At 68.8% G+C, this 17,765-nt stretch carries 16 protein-coding genes; 6 read left to right on the top strand and 10 right to left on the bottom strand.

Annotated features, from left to right (window positions below; translation table 11 throughout):
* Positions 1–22: 22 nt before the first annotated feature.
* Both KF780_08510 and KF780_08505 read left to right on the top strand, forming a co-directional pair.
* Entirely contained in the window at positions 23–766 is a 744-nt protein-coding gene (locus KF780_08510; GenBank protein ID MBX3561842.1) for a PAS domain-containing protein, read from the top strand.
* Positions 745–1,074, top strand: a complete 330-nt coding sequence (locus tag KF780_08505) for a GHKL domain-containing protein (GenBank protein MBX3561841.1) — start codon at positions 745–747, stop codon at positions 1,072–1,074. Before KF780_08510 ends, KF780_08505 begins: the two co-directional genes overlap by 22 nt.
* Here KF780_08505 and KF780_08500 read toward each other — a convergent pair.
* Complete coding sequence (locus tag KF780_08500; GenBank protein ID MBX3561840.1) at positions 1,071–1,622, bottom strand: methylated-DNA--[protein]-cysteine S-methyltransferase; 552 nt, start codon at positions 1,620–1,622, stop codon at positions 1,071–1,073. The genes KF780_08505 and KF780_08500 overlap by 4 nt on opposite strands.
* Positions 1,623–1,770: 148 nt before the next feature.
* On the opposite strand from KF780_08500, the gene KF780_08495 reads away from it, so the two are divergent.
* Together KF780_08495 and KF780_08490 are read left to right on the top strand one after the other, a co-directional pair.
* Positions 1,771–2,313: a twin-arginine translocation signal domain-containing protein gene (locus KF780_08495; protein ID MBX3561839.1), complete on the top strand. Its 543-nt coding sequence runs from the start codon at positions 1,771–1,773 to the stop codon at positions 2,311–2,313.
* Between the two features lie 117 nt (positions 2,314–2,430).
* Positions 2,431–2,643, top strand: a complete 213-nt coding sequence (locus KF780_08490; protein MBX3561838.1) for a hypothetical protein — start codon at positions 2,431–2,433, stop codon at positions 2,641–2,643.
* On the opposite strand, the gene KF780_08485 is transcribed toward KF780_08490, so the two are convergent.
* Positions 2,640–3,293 (bottom strand): DUF4893 domain-containing protein, encoded by a 654-nt coding sequence (locus KF780_08485; GenBank protein MBX3561837.1) that lies wholly within the window; start codon positions 3,291–3,293, stop codon positions 2,640–2,642. The two genes, KF780_08490 and KF780_08485, sit on opposite strands and share 4 nt — an antisense overlap.
* Before the next feature lies 1 nt (position 3,294).
* Positions 3,295–4,272, bottom strand: coding sequence for a PilZ domain-containing protein (locus KF780_08480; protein MBX3561836.1), 978 nt, complete (start codon positions 4,270–4,272; stop codon positions 3,295–3,297).
* Positions 4,273–4,462: 190 nt separating this feature from the next.
* Between KF780_08480 and KF780_08475 the strand changes: the two genes are divergently transcribed.
* A complete protein-coding gene (locus KF780_08475; GenBank protein MBX3561835.1) occupies positions 4,463–5,227 on the top strand; it encodes a sulfite exporter TauE/SafE family protein in 765 nt (254 codons plus the stop codon).
* A gap of 6 nt (positions 5,228–5,233) precedes the next feature.
* Here the strand turns inward: KF780_08475 and addB are convergent, their stop codons facing one another.
* Positions 5,234–8,140 (bottom strand): double-strand break repair protein AddB, encoded by a 2,907-nt coding sequence (addB, locus tag KF780_08470; protein ID MBX3561834.1) that lies wholly within the window; start codon positions 8,138–8,140, stop codon positions 5,234–5,236.
* A 319-nt stretch (positions 8,141–8,459) separates the two neighbouring features.
* Here addB and KF780_08465 point away from each other — a divergent pair, with 319 nt between their 5' ends.
* Positions 8,460–8,789 (top strand): YdeI/OmpD-associated family protein, encoded by a 330-nt coding sequence (locus KF780_08465; protein MBX3561833.1) that lies wholly within the window; start codon positions 8,460–8,462, stop codon positions 8,787–8,789.
* Positions 8,790–8,980: 191 nt separating this feature from the next.
* Here the strand turns inward: KF780_08465 and KF780_08460 are convergent, their stop codons facing one another.
* The 6 genes from KF780_08460 to KF780_08435 all read right to left on the bottom strand — a co-directional run bounded on the left by KF780_08460 (position 8,981) and on the right by KF780_08435 (position 17,562).
* Positions 8,981–9,487, bottom strand: coding sequence for a hypothetical protein (locus tag KF780_08460; protein MBX3561832.1), 507 nt, complete (start codon positions 9,485–9,487; stop codon positions 8,981–8,983).
* Between the two features lie 65 nt (positions 9,488–9,552).
* Positions 9,553–10,317 carry a nucleotidyltransferase family protein gene (locus tag KF780_08455; GenBank protein ID MBX3561831.1) on the bottom strand — a complete coding sequence of 255 codons (765 nt, stop codon included), beginning with the start codon at positions 10,315–10,317 and terminating at the stop codon, positions 9,553–9,555.
* On the bottom strand, positions 10,314–11,306 hold the full coding sequence (locus KF780_08450) for a phosphotransferase (protein ID MBX3561830.1): 993 nt from the start codon (positions 11,304–11,306) through the stop codon (positions 10,314–10,316). Before KF780_08450 ends, KF780_08455 begins: the two co-directional genes overlap by 4 nt.
* Positions 11,303–11,743, bottom strand: a complete 441-nt coding sequence (tsaE, locus tag KF780_08445) for a tRNA (adenosine(37)-N6)-threonylcarbamoyltransferase complex ATPase subunit type 1 TsaE (protein ID MBX3561829.1) — start codon at positions 11,741–11,743, stop codon at positions 11,303–11,305. The genes KF780_08450 and tsaE overlap by 4 nt, the downstream gene beginning before the upstream one ends.
* A 190-nt stretch (positions 11,744–11,933) precedes the next feature.
* A complete protein-coding gene (locus KF780_08440; protein MBX3561828.1) occupies positions 11,934–14,327 on the bottom strand; it encodes a PAS-domain containing protein in 2,394 nt (797 codons plus the stop codon).
* Positions 14,328–14,478: 151 nt separating this feature from the next.
* Positions 14,479–17,562: a TonB-dependent receptor gene (locus tag KF780_08435; protein MBX3561827.1), complete on the bottom strand. Its 3,084-nt coding sequence runs from the start codon at positions 17,560–17,562 to the stop codon at positions 14,479–14,481.
* Between the last annotated feature and the right edge of the window lie 203 nt (positions 17,563–17,765).

Below are 17,765 nucleotides of genomic sequence, written 5' to 3'. Positions count from 1 at the left end.
GCCGAACGATCAAGCGCACGAAATGCTTCAGCTGATCAGCGAAGGTTTCGTGTTGGTCGACGGCGATTTCCGTGTTCTCGCAATGAATGCCGAGGGCGAACGGATCGAGGGGCGTCCCGCATCCCAGATCATCGGAACGACGATCTGGGAATCCTGGCCCGATCTCGCCAACAGTACGCTCGGCGAGCTTTGGCGCCAGGCTATGCTCGACCAGAAACCGGTGTCGTTCGAGCATCGCTACGCCTGGCCGGACGGCCGGACGGCATGGCTCGAGATGCGCGCCTTTCCGAGCCGCGACAGGCTCGCCATCTTCTATCGCGACGTCAGCGGCCGTAAGGCGACCGAGGAGGAATTGCGGCGCACCGAAAGCGAGCTCATCCATGCCTCCCGGCTTAGCGCGATGGGTGCGATGGCGGCGACACTCGCGCACGAACTCAGCCAGCCGCTCGCCGTCGTGTCCAATTATCTCGCCAGCGCCCGCCGCTTGATCACCGCGCTTCCTGCGGCAGAGACGCGAGAGGCGCGCCAGGCGATCGACGCCGCGGCACGCTCCAACCAGCGCGCGACCGACGTGCTGACGCGGCGCGCGATTTCGTCGCCAAAGGGCGCGCCGAAACCGCCTCGCACGATATCCAGTCGATCATCGCCGACGTTTCCGTGCTGGTTCTGCCCCACGCCCAACGCGAGGGCGTCGAAATCCAGTTTCGCCTCGATCGCTACGCGAAATGGGTCAAGGCCGACGCGGTGCAGATCCAGCAGGTGCTGATCAACCTCATCAAGAATGCGATCGAAGCCATGGGGCATGTCGATGAGCGACGCATCGTGATCTCGACCGCACCATCCGGCGGCAATGTTGAGGTCGCGGTGGAGGACACCGGGCCGGGCCTGAGCATTAAGATGGAAGACAGGCTGTTCACACCGTTCTGCAGCGGCAAGGAAGACGGGATGGGCGTCGGCCTGTCGATCAGCCGGACGATCGTGGAAGCGCATGGCGGCACGCTGGCCGGGGCGACGCGCGACGAAGGCGGGGCCATCTTCCGCTTCACCCTTCCACGGGGCAGCCAGCCCGATTAGTCGCGCGGCGCAAAGAGCGGCAACCGGTCAGCCGCCAGTGCGCCTTCTATCTCCAACAGCCTGAGCTTGGTCGCTGCCCCACCCGGCGCGGAAAAGCCGCCGGTGCGCCCGTCGGCAGCGATGATGCGATGACATGGCACGATGATCGGCCACGGATTGCGCCCCAGCGCCTGCCCTACCGCCTGCGCCGCACCTGGCTCGTCGAGCACCGCGGCAAGCGCGCCATAGGTGCGCGTTTCGCCGAACGGAATGGCGCGCGCCGCGCGATAGACTGCCGCTTCCCACGCGCCGACCCGACCGAAATCGAGCGTGACGTCGACATAATCGACGCGCGCGCCGCCGAGATGCGCGGCGATGTCGCGCATGGCGGCCCTGACCGCGTCGGTGGGCTCCGCTTCGGCCAGTCCCTCGAAGCATCGCGACAGCCGCGCGCGGGTCGCGGCCGGGTCCCGCTCGGACAGCAATGTGCCGATCAACCCGTCCGGGGCCCATGCAATGCCGCACGCGCCCAGCGGCGTATCGAACAAGGCGAATCCGGTGTCGGCCATGATGAGACAGCCTTAGCCCATTCATGCGCGCATTGCGCTGCTTGACAGCCCTTGTGCTTGATCTAGTCTCGCTTCCTCCGGCCGTCTTCGAGCTCGCATGGCTGCCCGTTTCGAAGCAGCGCGCCGGACAGGTGAAGGGGGAGTCACCATGAAACCGACGCGCAAGCTCAGCCGGCGTTCGTTTCTCGGTCAGGTCGCCGGCGGCGCGATCGCCGGAAGCGCCGCGATGACCATATTGGGCGAACCCGCCCATGCGCTCCAGGTGACCGACAATGACGTGGGCGCCTATGCCGACCCGATCGGGCGTGGGCGCGGGCGGCGCGGCTCCGGCGTCACCGACAACGACACCGGACGCTATGCCGACCCGGTCGGACGTGGGCGCGGGCGGCGCGGCTCCGGTGTCACCGACAACGACACCGGCCGTTATGCCGACCCCGTCGGCAATGGGCGCGGACGCCGCGGCTCCGGCGTCACCGACAACGACACCGGGCGCTATGCCGACCCTGTCGGCAATGGTCGAGGCGGCGGCCGGCACCGGACCGGGCTCACCGACGGCGACAGTGGCGGCAATGCCGATCCCGCCGGCAACGGCCGGGGACGCAGGGGCAGCAATTGCGGCGGCATCACCGACAGCGACGGTGGCAGCTGGGCGGACCCGGCGCGCTGCGGACGCGGACGCGCGAACCGCTAGACCGTCTCTGCCAGCACGGCTCGGCCTTGCTGGGCGATGTTTCGCCGGCACCCGCTTCCCTTTTGCGCATCGACCGGGCTAGAGTTCGGGTTCGATGATCCAGTGAAGCGAGGAACGATGTCGAGCGATTCCACCGAGCCAGAAGACGAAACTCCGAGCATCCTGGAGGAGGCGGCCGCCGCCAAGGCTCGGGCCGATAAGGCGGCGGGCACGAAGCGCACACGCCAGATCGTCACCGGAGCGGCGATCGGTGTCGGCTCGGCGGCGCTGGTCGCGGCTTTGCTCTACGCCAATCGCGCCCGCAAGGGTGACAGGGGCGGCAAGAATTAGGGCGTGTCCGCCACGACCGGCACCAGCTCGAGCACGTCGGCCTTTGCACCGTTGCGCGGCCAGGGCATGATGAGGCGGTAGCGGAACGGTCCCACCCGTTCGACGACGCCGACAAGATCCCGCGCCGTGTCCTGGCCATAGGCGCGCACCTCGGTCTCGGTGCCCTGAACCAGCGCGCCCAGAAAGACGCCGCGCATGTCGCCGTCCGCCCAGATATAGCCGGCGGGACGTTCCGATCCCGTCTGCTTGGTGAAGGCGAGCAGCGCATCCTCGGCCCCGACATGGCAGAAATAGGCGGGATAGGCGGTAAAGGCCGCGCGGCGCACCCCCGCGCCAAGGCGAATCAATCGGCAGCGATAGCTGCCCGGCGGCAGCGCCGCGCGCGGCAAACCGCCACCGGCCACGAGCAATGCGCCTTCCGCGTCGATCTGACGGCCGAAGCCCCGTTCACGCGCTTCGCCAAGCCCGTCGCGCCAGGCATCTGAGAGCCGGTCCAGCAGTTCCGCATCCGCAGGTCGAATCTCCCGCCGCCAATTGTCAGCCTCCGGCGGCGCGGCGACCGCGTCGGGCGGTGCCGGAACCGGTGTCTGGCAGGCCGACGCGATCAGGCTGGCGAGAATGAGGAAAACAAGGCCAGCGCGAGGCGCCATGTCAGGCGCGCGCGCGCGTTTCCATGGACGCGACCGCCAGGATGCGCTCGAGGACCGCCGGATGAAGCGGCTGGGTGAACTCGCAGGTGAAGCGATAGCCGTCGATCCCGACGATGCGGGCGGGCCAGCCTTCCAGGCCGGGCAGCACGATCCACAGCAAGGTGCCGTGCCGCAGCGGCACGAACGAATCGAATTCGACCGTCCGTGAGGTCAGCGTGGTCACGTCGATCGCCCAGCGCCGCGTGCCCTCACGCACGCGCGCCGGCAGGTTGATCTGCAGGCTTTCTTCGGACCGGGGCAGCGCAGCATTGGGTTCGGCCGAAGGCTCTGGCGGCGGCGCATGAAAATCCGCGGGCGGCACATGGCGGCGCGCGCGCAGCCACGGAATCATTTCCTGCCAGGCCAGCTCCGGATGGAAGACGATGCCAGCCGTGCAACCATTGACCCACCGCACTGTTCCAGCGAGCGGGCGCAGCCCTTCCGGCGTCAACGTTACCTTCTCGTCGATGGCCAGCGGATGGGGAGTGTCGATCTTGGCGCCGCCCTGCGCGATGTCGCGGGTGGTGACCAGCTCGGTGCGTTCGTCGCCTTCCAGCAGAGCCGGACAGGCGATCTCGACGCGCGGCATCCGCCGCCGCTCCCCGGGCTGGCTGACCAAAGCGCGGGCGAGGATCGGCAGGATATCGATCGGCGCGTCGAAACGCAGGCCAAGCTCGAGACCGCGGCACCACAGCACCGTGCCGTCAAGATGCTCGCCGGTGTCCAGCTCCAGCTCCATCCGGCGGCCTTCCTCGACCGGCGTATCGACATGCAGCACCGCGCCGCCCGCGCTGATCTTGCGGATCAGGCAGACCTGGCGAATGCTGCCGATGACGACCGCGCCCGGCTGGAGGACGGATTCATCCACTCCGTCCGTGGACACTTCCACGAGCGGCACGTCTCCGGACAACGAATAGACCGTATCCAACAGGGCGCGCACTCCCGACAAGCCCGCGATGAGTCGGAACAATCCGCGCGGGCGCGTTATTTTCCGGTGGGAAAGGTTTACGTTTTCCTAAGATTTCGTGCTGGCTGCGGTGAAAGCGTGCAATCGGGCGGGGATTTTGCACCTTCTGCCCGACGCATTATGTCGGAGTCGCGCCAAGCCGTCGTTCGACCGGGAGCCCTATGTGTTAGATCTTTCCGCCGCCACCCTGGCCGGCGTCCTGCCTTTCGTCCTGGTCGGATTCGCTGCGCAGCTCGTCGATGGCGCGCTCGGCATGGCCTTCGGCGTGATCTCCTCGACTTTGCTGATCAGCCTCGGCGTGCCGCCAGCGGCAGCCTCGGCGAGCGTCCATGCCGTCGAGGTCTTCACCACCGGCGCTTCCGGCATCAGCCACACGCTGCACAAGAATGTGAACTGGCGTCTGTTCCGCCGGATCGTCATTCCCGGCGTGATCGGCGGCATATTGGGCGCCTATGTGCTCGCCAGCGTGCCGGCCGAACAGGCGCGGCCGTTCGTGCTGGCCTATCTCGCCGGGGTCGGGTTCTATCTGCTGTGGCGCGCTTTGCGCCACGCCCACCGCGAGAAGAAGCCGCGCATCGTCGAGCCGCTCGGGCTTGCGGGCGGCTTCCTCGACGCGGCGGGCGGCGGCGGCTGGGGGCCGGTCGTGACCTCCAACCTGCTCGCCCAGGGCGCGCATCCCCGTAAGGTGATCGGCACCGTCAACACCGCCGAATTCTTCATCTCCGCCACCATCTCGGCGACCTTCTTCGTCGCATTGGGCTGGGAAGCCTTCACCATGGCGATGGTCGGTCTGCTGATCGGCGGCATGCTCGCCGCCCCGCTCGGCGGCTATGTCGCCAAGAAAGTGCCGGCGCGGCCGCTGCTTTTCATGGTCGCGATCGTGCTCGTCATCACCAGCGGCTACGGCATCTGGACGGCCCTGCGCTGAGCGTCCTCACCCTTCTTCCTCGCGGCCATACCATTCGTCCAACCGCATCAACTGATCATATTCCTCATAAGGCGCATGCTCGGGGTGGAGCTTGGCGGTGAAGGGCTCGCTACCGGTCAGCCACATGCCGGCGGCCTTGGTGAAATTGTCCGCGGCGAGCGCGGTGAAGCCGTCCGCGTCGAGGCCCGCGCGCGCGCCCGTCGGGCTGGCGACGAAACCGATCCGGCCGGCCTTGCGCGCCAGGCTCCAATATTCGAACACCGCCGCCGCGCCCTCGATCCCGTCGAAGCCGCCGCGCTCGGCGATCAGGCCGATCAAGCCGAGCTGGAGCGAATAGCCCTCCGCCACCGCCTTGTTCGACGGCGGCTGGCCGGTCTTGTAATCGACGATGGCGAGGCGGCCATCGGTCAGCCGGTCGATCCGGTCGGCCGTGCCGCGCAGGCGCACGCCGGCAATGTCGACGGCACCCCGGACCTCGGCGCCGAGCGGGGTGCGTCCGACGGCGCGATTGGCGGCGACCTCGGCGGCGATGAAGTCGATCGCCTCCATCAGCCGGGGCTGCCACAGTGCCCGCATCAGCGGATGCGCCTCTGCGCCGGCGAGGAAGGCTTCGGCCCGCCCCCGCAATGCCGCCGGATCGCAATCGTCGTCGCGCATCCACTCCTCGAGGATCTTGTGGACCGCGGTGCCGCGCCAGGCGGCAGTGGGGTCGGCATCGACCTCGTCGAGCGCGCACAAGCCGAGGATGCGGCGGGCGTAGAAAGCGAAGGGATCGGCCTTCAGGCGATCGACTTCGGTGACGGAGATTTCGAGGGGCCGATCGTCCGGTGCAGGCGCCGGCCGCCGGGCCGGCTTGTACTCGGCAGGCTTGTCGAGCGCCCGCGCCCAGCGGGCCAGCTCCGGCGCGCGGGTGATGCCGCCGGTCATCGCTTCCAGCCGCAGCCAGAAGCGCGAGGCGATGGCGGGCGCGCGGGCATCGCGCCGGGCGCGGGTGACGAGCACGCGCGGCGCGCCCAGCCCGGCGGCGAAATCGTGGGCGGCAAGGCCGATGCGATGCTCCAGCGACGGTAGGCCGAGCTCGGCGCGCAGCCGGGGCGCAAGCCAGGGATCGGGCGCGGGCAAGGCCGGCCAGACGCCCTCGTTGAGCCCGGCCAGGATCGTCAGGTCGGCCTGCTGGAGGCGCGCCTCGATCAGGCCCCAGATGAACAGGCGCGGATGGGCGCCGTAGGGCGGACGCACCGCCTGCGCGGCGAGCAGCCCCTCCAGCATCGCCGGCAAGGCGGCGGACGTGACCGCCTCCGGTCCCTCGCCCGCCGCATCCTCCAGCGCCGCCAGCAGATCGGCGGCCGCACGTCCCGCCGGACCGGACCAGACCCCGTCGCCGCCTAACGCCTGCGCCGTCTCGCGGATCGCGGCGAGCAAGGCGGTCAGGCTCGTCTCCCCCGCAAAGGCGGCTTCGAGCGGGCGCAGCAATGGCACCGCCTGTTCGCCCCACCAGCGGATCGCCTCGCCTTTCAGATGCAAGTCCAGCCCGCCCAACCCGGCGGCGGGGCGCGGGCCGCGCAAAGCGAGATCGACCTTGCGGGCGCCATCGAGCCAGGCCAGCCGTTCCTCCCCCGCCTTGATCAGGGGATGCTTGAGCAGCGCCAGCAGCGGCACCGGCGCGAAGCGCTCGGCGGCGGCATTGGCGAGCGCGAGCAGCAGCGTGCCGGGCGGCGTCTGCGAAAGCGGGCGGCCGGCGCTGTCGTCCGCTTCGATGCCCCAGCGTTTCAGATGGGCGGCGACGCGCGCGGCGAGCGCCCGGTCCGGCGTCACCAGAGCGGCGGTGCGGCCGGGCGCCTCCAGCGCCTCGCGCAGCGCCAGCGCGATCGCCTGCGCCTCCTCGGCCGGATCGGCCAGCTCCAGACCGCGCACGCCGGTCAGGCGGCGATCGGCGGGGCGCAGCTCCTGCCATTTCTCGGTGAAGGCGGGCGGCGCCATCGCATTGGCGACGGCGCGGCTGCGCGCCGCCGGCGCATCGCGCCCGCCGCCCCAGCGCCAGGACGCCACCTCGGCGCGCCCGATATCCATCCGGTCGAGCAGCAGCTTCAAGTGGAATTGCGGATGGGTCTCGATCGACCGCGGACGATGACCGGTCTCCGGGTCCGGATCGTGCGGGCCGAGCGCGTCCCATTCCGCGTCCGGCATGGCGAGATCGAGGCCGGGGAGCACCACCATCCCCTCGGGCAGCCGCGACACGGTGCGCAGCAGGCGCCCGACCGGCCGCGCTCCGGCGGTGATCCCGGCGGCGCAGACGAAGCCGGCGGGCGGCGCATCGCGCCAGCGCCGGGCGAGCGCGTCGATCAGCCGGTTGCGCCGCTCGGCCAGATCGATCCGGCCGCGCGCCGCGAGGAGGCGCGGCCAATCGTCGAGGATCGCGCCAAGCCGGTCGAGCGAGACCTGCCAATGTTCGGACAGCTCGGCGCTCTCCTCGCCGAAGCGGCGCAGACGCTGCGGATCGACCTCCTCGACGATAAGCTGATCGAGCGTGCGGGCGAGATCGCCGGCGAGGCGCAGCGCCTCGGCGGCGTCGGGCGCATGGTGGCGCTGAACCAGCCGGGCGAGCAGCATCAGCCGCTGGGTGGGGTCGATGGCGGGCGGGATCGGTTCGGCGCCGTCGAGCGGCTCCAACGCACCGCCGATCCGCTCGTCCAGCTCCGGATCGCCGACCGGCACCAGTCTCGGCAGCAGCAGCCCGCCGCCCGCCCGCCGCACGAAGGCGTCCTGCACCGCGCGCACCGCCCGGCTGTTCGGCAACAGCAGCAGCCCGCGCGCGAGGCCGGTCTTCTCCCTGCCGTAGCGCGCGATCAGCCCGGCCGCGAGCGCATCGGCGAAGGCGCGATGCAGCGGAATGGTGAAGACGGCCGGTGTCACGGCGGCGAGACTAAACGCACGCGCGCGGAAGTCGAGCGTCGAAGCCAAGGCGCTCGCGTCCAAAAGTTAGTCAAAAGTAAGTCCAAGAACGCGGTTTCGCGGTGGCGGTTCGAAACGCGAAAGTCAGGGACCGAATGGTTCAAAGAGCCGGCGAGCCGGAGCCGAGGCCCCGAGTCAGGGGGCGAGCGTGACAGAGGATTTCCTACATTGCCAGCGGGCCGCGGGGTTCGCTTTCGACCCGTGATGGACATTCCTTCTCCCAAGTGCCAGCTTCCAAGGTGCCATTTTCGGGGCATCGCGGCATTCGGCCCATATGAGCATGGCAGGAGGTTTGGTGACGAGCGCCTTTTCGCATGGCACGGTCCACGAGGCGGGCGAGGACCTGCAAGCCGCGATTCGGGCCGATCCGGACCTGCTGACGCTTTGGGAAAAGCTCACGCCGCTCGGCCGGAACGAGTTCATCTGCTGGGTTGAGGACGCGAAACAGGCACAGACGCGGCAACGCCGCATCGCGCGGACCTGCGAGGAGCTGCTGGAGGGCAAGAAGCGGCCTTGCTGCTGGGCGGGCTGCATTCACCGCACCGACAAGGCGCCCAGCCAATGGCAACAGGCCGTGCTGATCGACAAGCAGGCAAGGAGCCGCCCCTAAGGAAAACGCGGCTATTGCGCGGGCTTTGCGGCCTTAAAACGGCCAGTCGGGAATCGACCCGTTGCGGACGTTCCTCCCCTCCCTGCAAGGGAGGGGCCGGGGGTGGGTGGCGCCGAAGGCGCTCCCGCGGCTTCGTCAATGGCTCGCTGCGCTCGCACCCACCCCTAACCCCTCCCTTGCAGGGAGGGGAATTAGTGTCCGCCCTCCTCCCGGGGCAAGGCGAACAGGGCGACGGCCGCGAAGACCAGCGAGACGAGGAGGAACATGCCCGCCGTTCCGTAGACCGCGATGTCGGATTTGGAGATGTCCGCGCGCAGCCGGGCGACGGACGGGTCGGAGGGCAGGTAGACGACCTGAAAGAGGCGCTCCTCGCCCAGCCGGGGCATGCGGATGACCTCCGGCTGGAAGATCGCTTCGGAGCGGTGCCCCGGCGTGACGAACATCGAGGTTCGGTAGGCGACACCGTCCACCTGGTAGGACACCTGGATCTCGTCGGATTCGCAGCCCTCTCCGCTCGAGCAGCTGCCATATCTGCGGCCCAGATATTCGCCCTGCGCCAGCCGGCCCTCCGCGACGATCCGGTCGATGTACAGATCGTGGCGATAACCGAGATAAAGGACCAGCAGCGCCACCGCGCCCGCCAGTCCCGCTCCGCCCAGCATGATCCTGCGCGGATTCAAACGAAGCCTGTTCAGCATGCCGCCCCCATCCCCCGACAGGGCGAAGCTGCGCCCGAAACGGGCGGCGGTCAATCGGCGGCGACTCAGCCTTCGCGCAGCATGTCCTCGGTCCGGCGGATGCTTTCGGGGCGGCCGACATCGAACCACAGACCCTGATGGACGGCGCCGTAGCAGCGGCCGGCCGCGATCGCGCGGTCCCAGAGGAGGTTGGTGCTGAACGGCCCTTCCGGCACTTCGCCTTCGAACAGCCGCTTCGAGACGATCTGGATGCCGGTATAGACGAAGGGGGCGACGCCGTGCGGCTTGCGGCGGCGCAGCTTGCCCGTCGCGCTCATGTGGAAATCGCCGCGCCCGGCATGGCAATTGGCGCGGGCGAGCGGGACGAGCAGCAGCAGCGCGTCCATCTTCGCATCGTCCCAGGCGGAAGCGAGCAGCTTCAGCGCATCCACCGGCCCGTCCACCCACAGATTGTCCGAATTGACGACCAGGAAGGGATCGGCATCGATCAGCGGCAGCGCCTTGACCAGACCGCCGCCCGTTTCGAGCAATTTCTTGCGCTCATCCGATATCGCGATTTCAATGTCTTTCACGCGATTTTTCAGATGGGCTTCGATCGCGCCGGGCAGGTAATGGACATTGACCACCGCCTTCGCCACGCCCGCCGCGCGCAGCCGGTCCAGCGCATGATCGATCAGCGCCCTGCCGGCGACCTCGACCAGCGGCTTGGGCCGGGTCGCGGTCAAGGGGCGCATGCGCTTGCCCAGCCCGGCGGCGAGCACCATGGCGGTCGCGGGCACGGCGATGCCCGGATCGGGCCGCAGCGCCAGCGGCTTCCTGTAGCGGCTCATGCCGGCAGCCCCTTCGCCCAAGCGGCGGCACGCGCCGCAGCGGGCACGTTCGTATCGAACCAGGCCCGCACGGGCGCAAGCGCGGGATGCGTCAGATCGCGCTCCAGCAGGCCCCACATGCGCGGCTGGAACCCGCCATAATGCGGCTTGCCGTCGCGCTTCCACAAGCGGGTGAAGACGCCGATGATGCGGGTGTTGCGCTGCGCCGCCAGCGCCCAATAAGCGCGTTCAAAATCAGCGCCCTGCCCCATTTTCTTCATATAGAGATCGATCATGTCCCGTTCGATGTGGGGGGAAACATCGCGCCGCGCATCCTCCAGCACGGAGACGAGATCGTAGGCCGGATGGCCGGTCACCGCGTCCTGGAAATCGAGCAGGCCGAAATGGCGCAGCCCGCCGCGCCCGGCGACCAGCATGACATTTTCCGCATGAAAATCGCGCAGCACCATCACCGGGCCGAGCCCGTCCTGCGCGACCGGCACAAGCACATCGCGCCAGGCGGCGTCCCAGCCGTCGCGGTCCACTTCAAGACCCAGTGCCGGGCAATACCAATCGAGGAACAGGCTGATCTCCGCCAGCCACAGATCGAGCCCGTGCGGCTTGAGCCCCGGCATAGGCGGGCGGGCATGGAGATGGGCGAGCAGATCGACGGCGAGCGTGTAGAGCTCCGCCTCCCGCTCCGGCGCGGCATCCGCCGTTTCGCGCAACCGCGCATCGCCGAAATCGTCGAGCAGCAGCATGCCCCGATCGAGATCTCGCCCGAGGATGGCCGGCGCGGACAGGCCCGCCCCGCACAGCCATTCGGCGACCGCGACGAACGGGCGCGGATCCTCGTGCGGCGGCGGCGCGTCCATCAGGACGGCGGTCTCTCCGCCTTTGTGAACGCGGAAATAGCGGCGGAAGCTGGCATCGCCGGTGAGCGGGCGAATCTCGGCGCCTCCCCAGCCGCAGGCGGCGAGAAAGGCAGGCGCATATTCCGGGGGAATCATCTCGGCGGCCACCGCGTTCCCCAAGCGGGCGGCACCCCGGCTGTCAAGGCGCGCGCGGCGCCAGCAGCCGTCAATGTCAGCCGAAGCGTTTGCGGCCAGAGCCGGGGCAACCGCTCCGGCCATTCGATCAGCAGCGCGCCGACGGCGAGGTGATCATCCAAGCCCAGCTCCTCCACCTCCTCCGGCCGCTCGATCCGGTAGAGATCGACATGCGCGACGGGCAGGCGCACGGTCGGCGGATCGTAGGGCTGGACGATGGCGAAGGTCGGGCTCGGCACGTCGCCCTCATGGCCCAGCCCGCGCAGCAGCCCCCGCGCCAGCGTCGTCTTGCCCGCACCGAGCGGCCCGAAAAGCGCGATCACGTCGCCGGGGCGCAGCAGGGGTGCGAGCGAGGCGCCGAAGGCTTCGGTGGCTTCGGGGATCGGGAGCGGGATCATCGCAGGTCGCGGGCCGGAGCGAAGCCGACAACCGTCATTCCGGCGAAGGCCGGAATCCACCTTTCTTCTCTGCGATCTCTGCGTCTCTGCGCGAACCAATTCTTAATGCGCGCAGAGACGCAGAGACGCAGAGGAAAGGGAGAAGATGGATTCCGGCCTTCGCCGGAATGACGGAAATGGCCGGGGTTTTTCACTCCGCTTCGTCCCCTGCGGAATAATCGGCCTGCTGGCTGGTGGTGCGCGGCAGGCGGATGGTGATGACGGTGCCCTTCCCCGGCGTCGATGTCAGCGCGATCTCGCCGCCATGCGCCTCGACGAACTGACGGGCGAGCGGCAGGCCGAGCCCGACCGCGGCGGCATCCTCGGTGCGGCCGTCCGCGGTGCGGTGGAAGCGATCGAAGACGCGCGCCTGATCGGCGGGCGCGATGCCCCGGCCATTGTCGGCGACGATGAGACGCGCCTCCCGCGCATCCCCCTCCGCGCGCAGCTCCACCTGGCCGCCCTCGTCCGTGTAACGCAGCGCATTGTCGACCAGATTGCCGAGCGCCTGGCCGAGCCGGCGGATGTCGCCGGTGACGATGCCGACGCCCGGATCGATATCGGCGACGAGGCCGATCTTCTTCCTCTTCGCCTGATCGCGCGCCGCCGCCGCCGTCTCCTCGCACAAGGCGGCGAGATCGACCTCGTCCTCGGCGAGCAGCAGGCTGCCCATGTCGCTCTGGGTGAGATCGAGCACATTGTCGATCAGCACGCCCAGGCGCGCGACGCTGTCGAGGATCGCCGCGACATAGTCCGTCGCCTGGTCCGGCAGCGCGCCGGCATAGCCCGCCGCCAGCATCTCGGCAAAGCCGCCGATCGAGGTCAGTGGCGTGCGCAGCTCGTAGCTCATGTTGGAGACGAAGGCGGTCTTCAGCCGGTCCGCCTCCTCCAGCGCGTCGGTGCGCTCGCGCAGGGCGGCCTCGACCTTCCGGCTGTCGGTGATGTCGAGCATGATGAAGAGCGCGTTGCCGTCCGGCAGCGGCACCGAGGCGAACTCGAACTCGCGCCCGTCGATCAGCCCGACCCGGCCGGAACGCTGCTTACGCTCCTGGGTGGCGCTGCGCACCAGCTCGCGCACAAGCCCGGCATGGTTGGCGCGCTTGAGCCGCGCGGCGAGATGCGGGGTGATCGCATCGATGCGCGGATGGGCGGCGAGCACCGCCTCCTCGAAGCCCCACAGCTCGCGGAAGCGATTGTTCCACAGGCTGAGGCGCCCGTCCGAGGAGAAGACGGCGATCGCCTCGAACAGATTGTCGAAGGTGGCGGAGCGGACGCGCAGCAAGGTGTCGCGCGCCGAGGCGAGCTGGATCTGCTCGGTGCGATCCTCGAAGATGGTGAGCAGGCCGCCGTCGGGGAGCGGCTGGGCGACGACGCGCAGATGCTTGCCGCCGGGCAGCAGCCAGTCCTCCTCGTCGGCGCCCGGGCCGCTGATGAACCACTCGCGCCGCTCCGCCTTCCATTCGGGGAAATCGCGCACCTCGGGCAGCTTGCCGGCCTCGCGCATCGCGTCGATCACCCGATCGAATTCCGGCCGGTCGGCGAGAAAATCGGCGGGCAGCGAGAAGAGGCGGGCGAAGGGCTGGTTGAAGAAGATCAGGCCGCGGTCGCGGCCGAACTGGGCGACGCCGGCGGACAGCCGGTCCAGCATGTCGCGCTGGGCGCGCACGAAGCGGACCAGCTCGGCGCGCGCCTCCTCCTGATCCTCGACGTCGATCGCATAGCCGGCGACCCCGGCATCGCCCAGCGGCACCTCGACGACGCGCATCATCCGGCGCTGGCCGGCGATGGTGACGGGGACGGTGCGGTGGGCCGATTGCTGCCGGTCGCGCACCTCGGCGGCGTCGAGGCGCGGGCTCTGCCCGTCCGCCTCGTCGATCAGCTCGACGCCCTGGCGCACCACGGCGGCGGCGTCCTGCGCCTCGACCGCGGACACATAGGCGGAATTGACCATGGCGAGCGTCAGGTCCGGCCCGCGATGCCAGACCGGAAAGGGGGCGACCTCGATCAGGCGGGAGAGCGCCTCCAGCGCGGCCGTGCGCCGCTCCAGCCGGGCGCGCAGCACGGCGCCCTGCCCTTCGGCTTCGGTGACGTCGTGAAACCAGAGCAGGGCCGCGCCGACCGGGCAGCCGGCGGGGGCCGGGCCGGCCTCGATCCGGAAGGTCCGCTGCCCGCCCTGCGGTCGCAGCGTCGCGCCGAACCGGTCGCCGACCGCCGCCGCGGCGATCCCGGCTTCGAGCAAGGCGGCGTCCTCGGCCGACCAGGGGCCGCCGGGCGCGGCGAGATCGCGCCACGTCTCCGGCAAGACATCGAGGCCAAGCGCGCCGGCGAGGCGATCGGAGCCGTCGAGCCGCCCGTCGGCGTCGATCAGCAAGGGCAGCGCGGCCCCGGCGCCGAGCAGGGCGGCGAGCCGGCGATTGTCCGCGAGCACCGCCTCCGCCCGCGCCGCGCGCGTCCGGGCACGCAGCGTCGCCCACAGCGCCAGGGCCAGCCAGGCGCCAGTACCGATCGCGATCGCGATCGCGGTGAGCGTCGAAAGCGCGATCACGGGCAGCGCGGCGCGGCAGGCGGTGTGGGCGGCATATGCCCTGTCTACCCGCCGCTTCCGGCTTTCGGAAGCCGATCGTGCGCGGCCCGGAAAATCAAAAAAAGGGGCGGACCCGAAGGCCCGCCCCGAATGGTTGCGAAACGTCCGCGGCTTAGCGGAAGTTGATGTTCACGCCGGCGTAGAAGAACCGGCCGATCGTATCGAACGGATCGCCGCCGGCAGTGCCGAGCAGGCCGAGCGGGGGCTGGCGATTGCCGATATTGTCGACGCCGCCATAGAAAGTGAACCGCTCGTTGATCCGGTAGCCCAGGCGGATGTTGTGATAGAACACGTCCGGATACCAGATTTCCGCGGTGGCATCGGCGTTCGTCGGCGGACGGCCCTGGAACTCGAAATATTGCTCGTAGGTGCCGATCGTCTGGCGGCCGATATAACGGAGCTGATAGTTCATCTCGATCGGCCCCATTTCGTAGCCGACGCGGAGCGACGCCTGCCAGCTCGCATCGCCCACCTCGCTGCGGAACCGGTTGCCGAACGTCGGATCGCTCGGGCTCAGATACGCCGTCAGCTCGAGGATGCGGGTCGCGATCGCGCGGATGCTCAGCCGATGACCGTTGGAGAAGGTCCGCCGGTAGCTGACATCGAAATCGATGCCGCGCGCATCGAACGCCGCGAAGTTCACCGGTCCCGCGATGGTCGCGACGGTCGAATCGAACAGGCCCGTCGCCGGATCGCGGAAGACGATCGCGCAGAAGGGATTGTTGATGCCGCCCGGCGCGTCATAGCACTGGTTGATGATCGTCTGCGCGGTCAGGGTGGAAATCAGGTTGTCGATCGAAATGTCATAATAATCGACCGTGATCGCCAGACCCGGGATCCAGCGCGGCTGCAGGACGCCGCCGATGGTGAGGCTCTTCGAGCGCTCTTCCGTCAGCGTGTCGTTGCCGCCCTGGAGGAAGGACGTGGAGAACGCCCGCGCCGTGCAGTTCACGAACGGATCGCCCACGGCCACCGGGAACGGGCTGCTCGCGCAGATCGCCGCCAGGGCCGCGTTGGTCGTCGCCGGAACGCCGGCCGCCGCGCAGTTCGCCGCGCGATTGGGACCGTTGCCGATGTTCTGGGAATCGCACGGATCCGCGATGAACGCGAAATTCTGCGACTGCGGCGAGTACAGATCGCCCAGCGTCGGGGCGCGCACCGAAGTCGAATAGTTCGCGCGGAAGCGGATATCGCTCACGGGCGACCAGATGCCGCCGATATTGTAGGCCCACACCGTCCCCGTGCTGCCCAGCTCGTAATTGGACACGCGGCCCGCGCCCTCGATGGTCAGCTCATGCGCGAAGGGAAGATCGCGCAGGATCGGCAGCCGAAGCTCGCCGAACGCTTCCAGCACCTCTTCCGCCGGCGGCGTGAAGGGCTGGATGGCGTTGAGGAAGGTGCCGCCGCTCGCCGTCAGGTCGTCCCAGCGCGCGAACGCGGTTTCCCGCCGATATTCGACGCCGAGCGCGAAGCCGATCGGTCCGCCGGGCAGCTCGAACCAGCGTCCGGAATTGCCCGACACGAAGCCCAGCAGCTGCAACTGTGTCGCGCGCTGCTCGCGGAACGCCGTCGTGTTGACGAAGTCCAACGCGGCCTGGCTGGGGGCGCCCCAGCCGAACACGTTGATCGGCACGCAGTCCGGCCGCGTGACCGTGATCTCGTTGACGCGGCAGACGATCTGCCCCGCGGAATTGCGCACGGCATCGAGCGCGAGCAGGAAGCCGTCCGGATTGCCGGCGAGATCGAACAGGACGAGGTTGTTCAGCGAATCCAGTTCGGTTTCGAGCCGGCCGTAATTCACCGAAATCTCGTAGCGCCAGTTGTCGAGGAACTCGCCGTCGAAGCCGCCGACGAACCGATAGGTGTCGCGCTGCCCCAGCTCGCCGCGACCGCCGAAATCGACGTTGAAGCGCGACATGTTGAACGTGCCCGCCGCAACGTTGGTGCAGATGCCGAACGACTGCAAGGTCGCCAGCGACGAGGCGGTCAGGAACGGGTTGTTGCAGCGGATGTTCGAGCCGCCGCCGAAAAAGGCGGGGACGCTGCCCTGCCAGAAGCTCGGCTGCCCTTCCTGGATGGTCTCGACGCGGACGAACTTGGCCTCCAGGAACATGCGGAAGGCCGGCGTGACCTCGTAATTGGCCAGCAGGTTCGCCGTGTAGCGCGTGACACCCGCGGCCAGCTGGCCGGTGTTGCGCAGCGTCGAGCCGTCGCCGCCGATGACGTTGCCGGTGAAGGAACCGATGAAACGATCCGGCACGTCGATGAAGAGATTGCCGTCACTCCCGAAGCGCAGCGCGTTGCCGTTGGCGAAGGTGCCGATCGTGCCGCCGTCGGAAATGGCGTTGTTGCGGACGCCGCAGAGAAACTCCTGATCGGGCCCGTTGGCGCCCGACGCCGGCTCGCCCGCCGTGTTCTGGACCAGGTTGAACTGACAACGGCCCGAATAGGCGCCGGTGATGTTGTCGCGCTGGACGAAGTAGAGCGGGTCCGTCTTGGCATATTCCAGCGAGACGGCGATGTTGCCGCGACCGGAATCGAAATTGTGGCCGCCGGTGGCCGACACGAAATGCGTCGCGCGATCGCCTTCCTCGGAAATGCCGGACTGCGCACGCACGCGGATGCCGTCGAAATCGCGGCGCGTGATGAAGTTCACGACGCCGGCCACGGCGTCCGAACCGTAAATGGCCGAGTTGCCGCCCGTGATGATGTCGATCCGCTCGAGCAGATCGATCGGGATCGTGTTGACGTCGACCGAATAGCCGCCGGGCGACGCGGTCACATGCCGCCGGTTGTTCACCAGGACCAGCGTGCGCTCCGTGCCGAGGCCGCGCAGATCGAGCAGGCTGAGGCCGGCCGTGCCGATGAAGCGCGTCGAGTTGCCGGTGCTGAACGTGTTACGCAGCGAGGGCAGCTCGTTGAGCTGATCGCCCAGCGAGACGTCGCCGGTGCTCATCACGTCCTCGGCGCTCACCGAAGTGATCGGAACGGTCGAATCCAGGTTCGGGCGCACGATGCGCGAACCGGTGATGACGATGGTGCCGCCGGAGCCGGTCTGTTCAGACTGGCTTTGGGTTTCCTCGGCAGCGGGCGGATCCTCGTCCGTGTCCTGCGCGTAGGCGGCGGCCGGAAAGCTCGTCAGAGCCAGTGCGAAAAGAGAGGCGGTACCCAGAATTCGGGCGTGGGTGCGGCGCATATATGTATCCCCCAAGCAAATACTTTAGCCTTCGGAGCATCGCAGCCCTGATGTGAAAAGCAATCCGAAGTGCGCCTGTGGACGCACTAACTTCCGATCTGTTACATTAATGCCACATTCAGGCGGGCCGCGGCCCTCCGCATTTCCCGTGCGCGAACGACGACGAAAGCGGCACGAACGAAACCGCGACCTTCGCCGCGGCG

This window comes from Sphingomonas sp., assembly GCA_019635535.1.
Lineage (GTDB): Bacteria > Pseudomonadota > Alphaproteobacteria > Sphingomonadales > Sphingomonadaceae > Allosphingosinicella.
The sequence above is the reverse complement of the archived record's forward strand: the minus strand, read 5'-3'. Positions and strand labels throughout refer to the sequence as shown.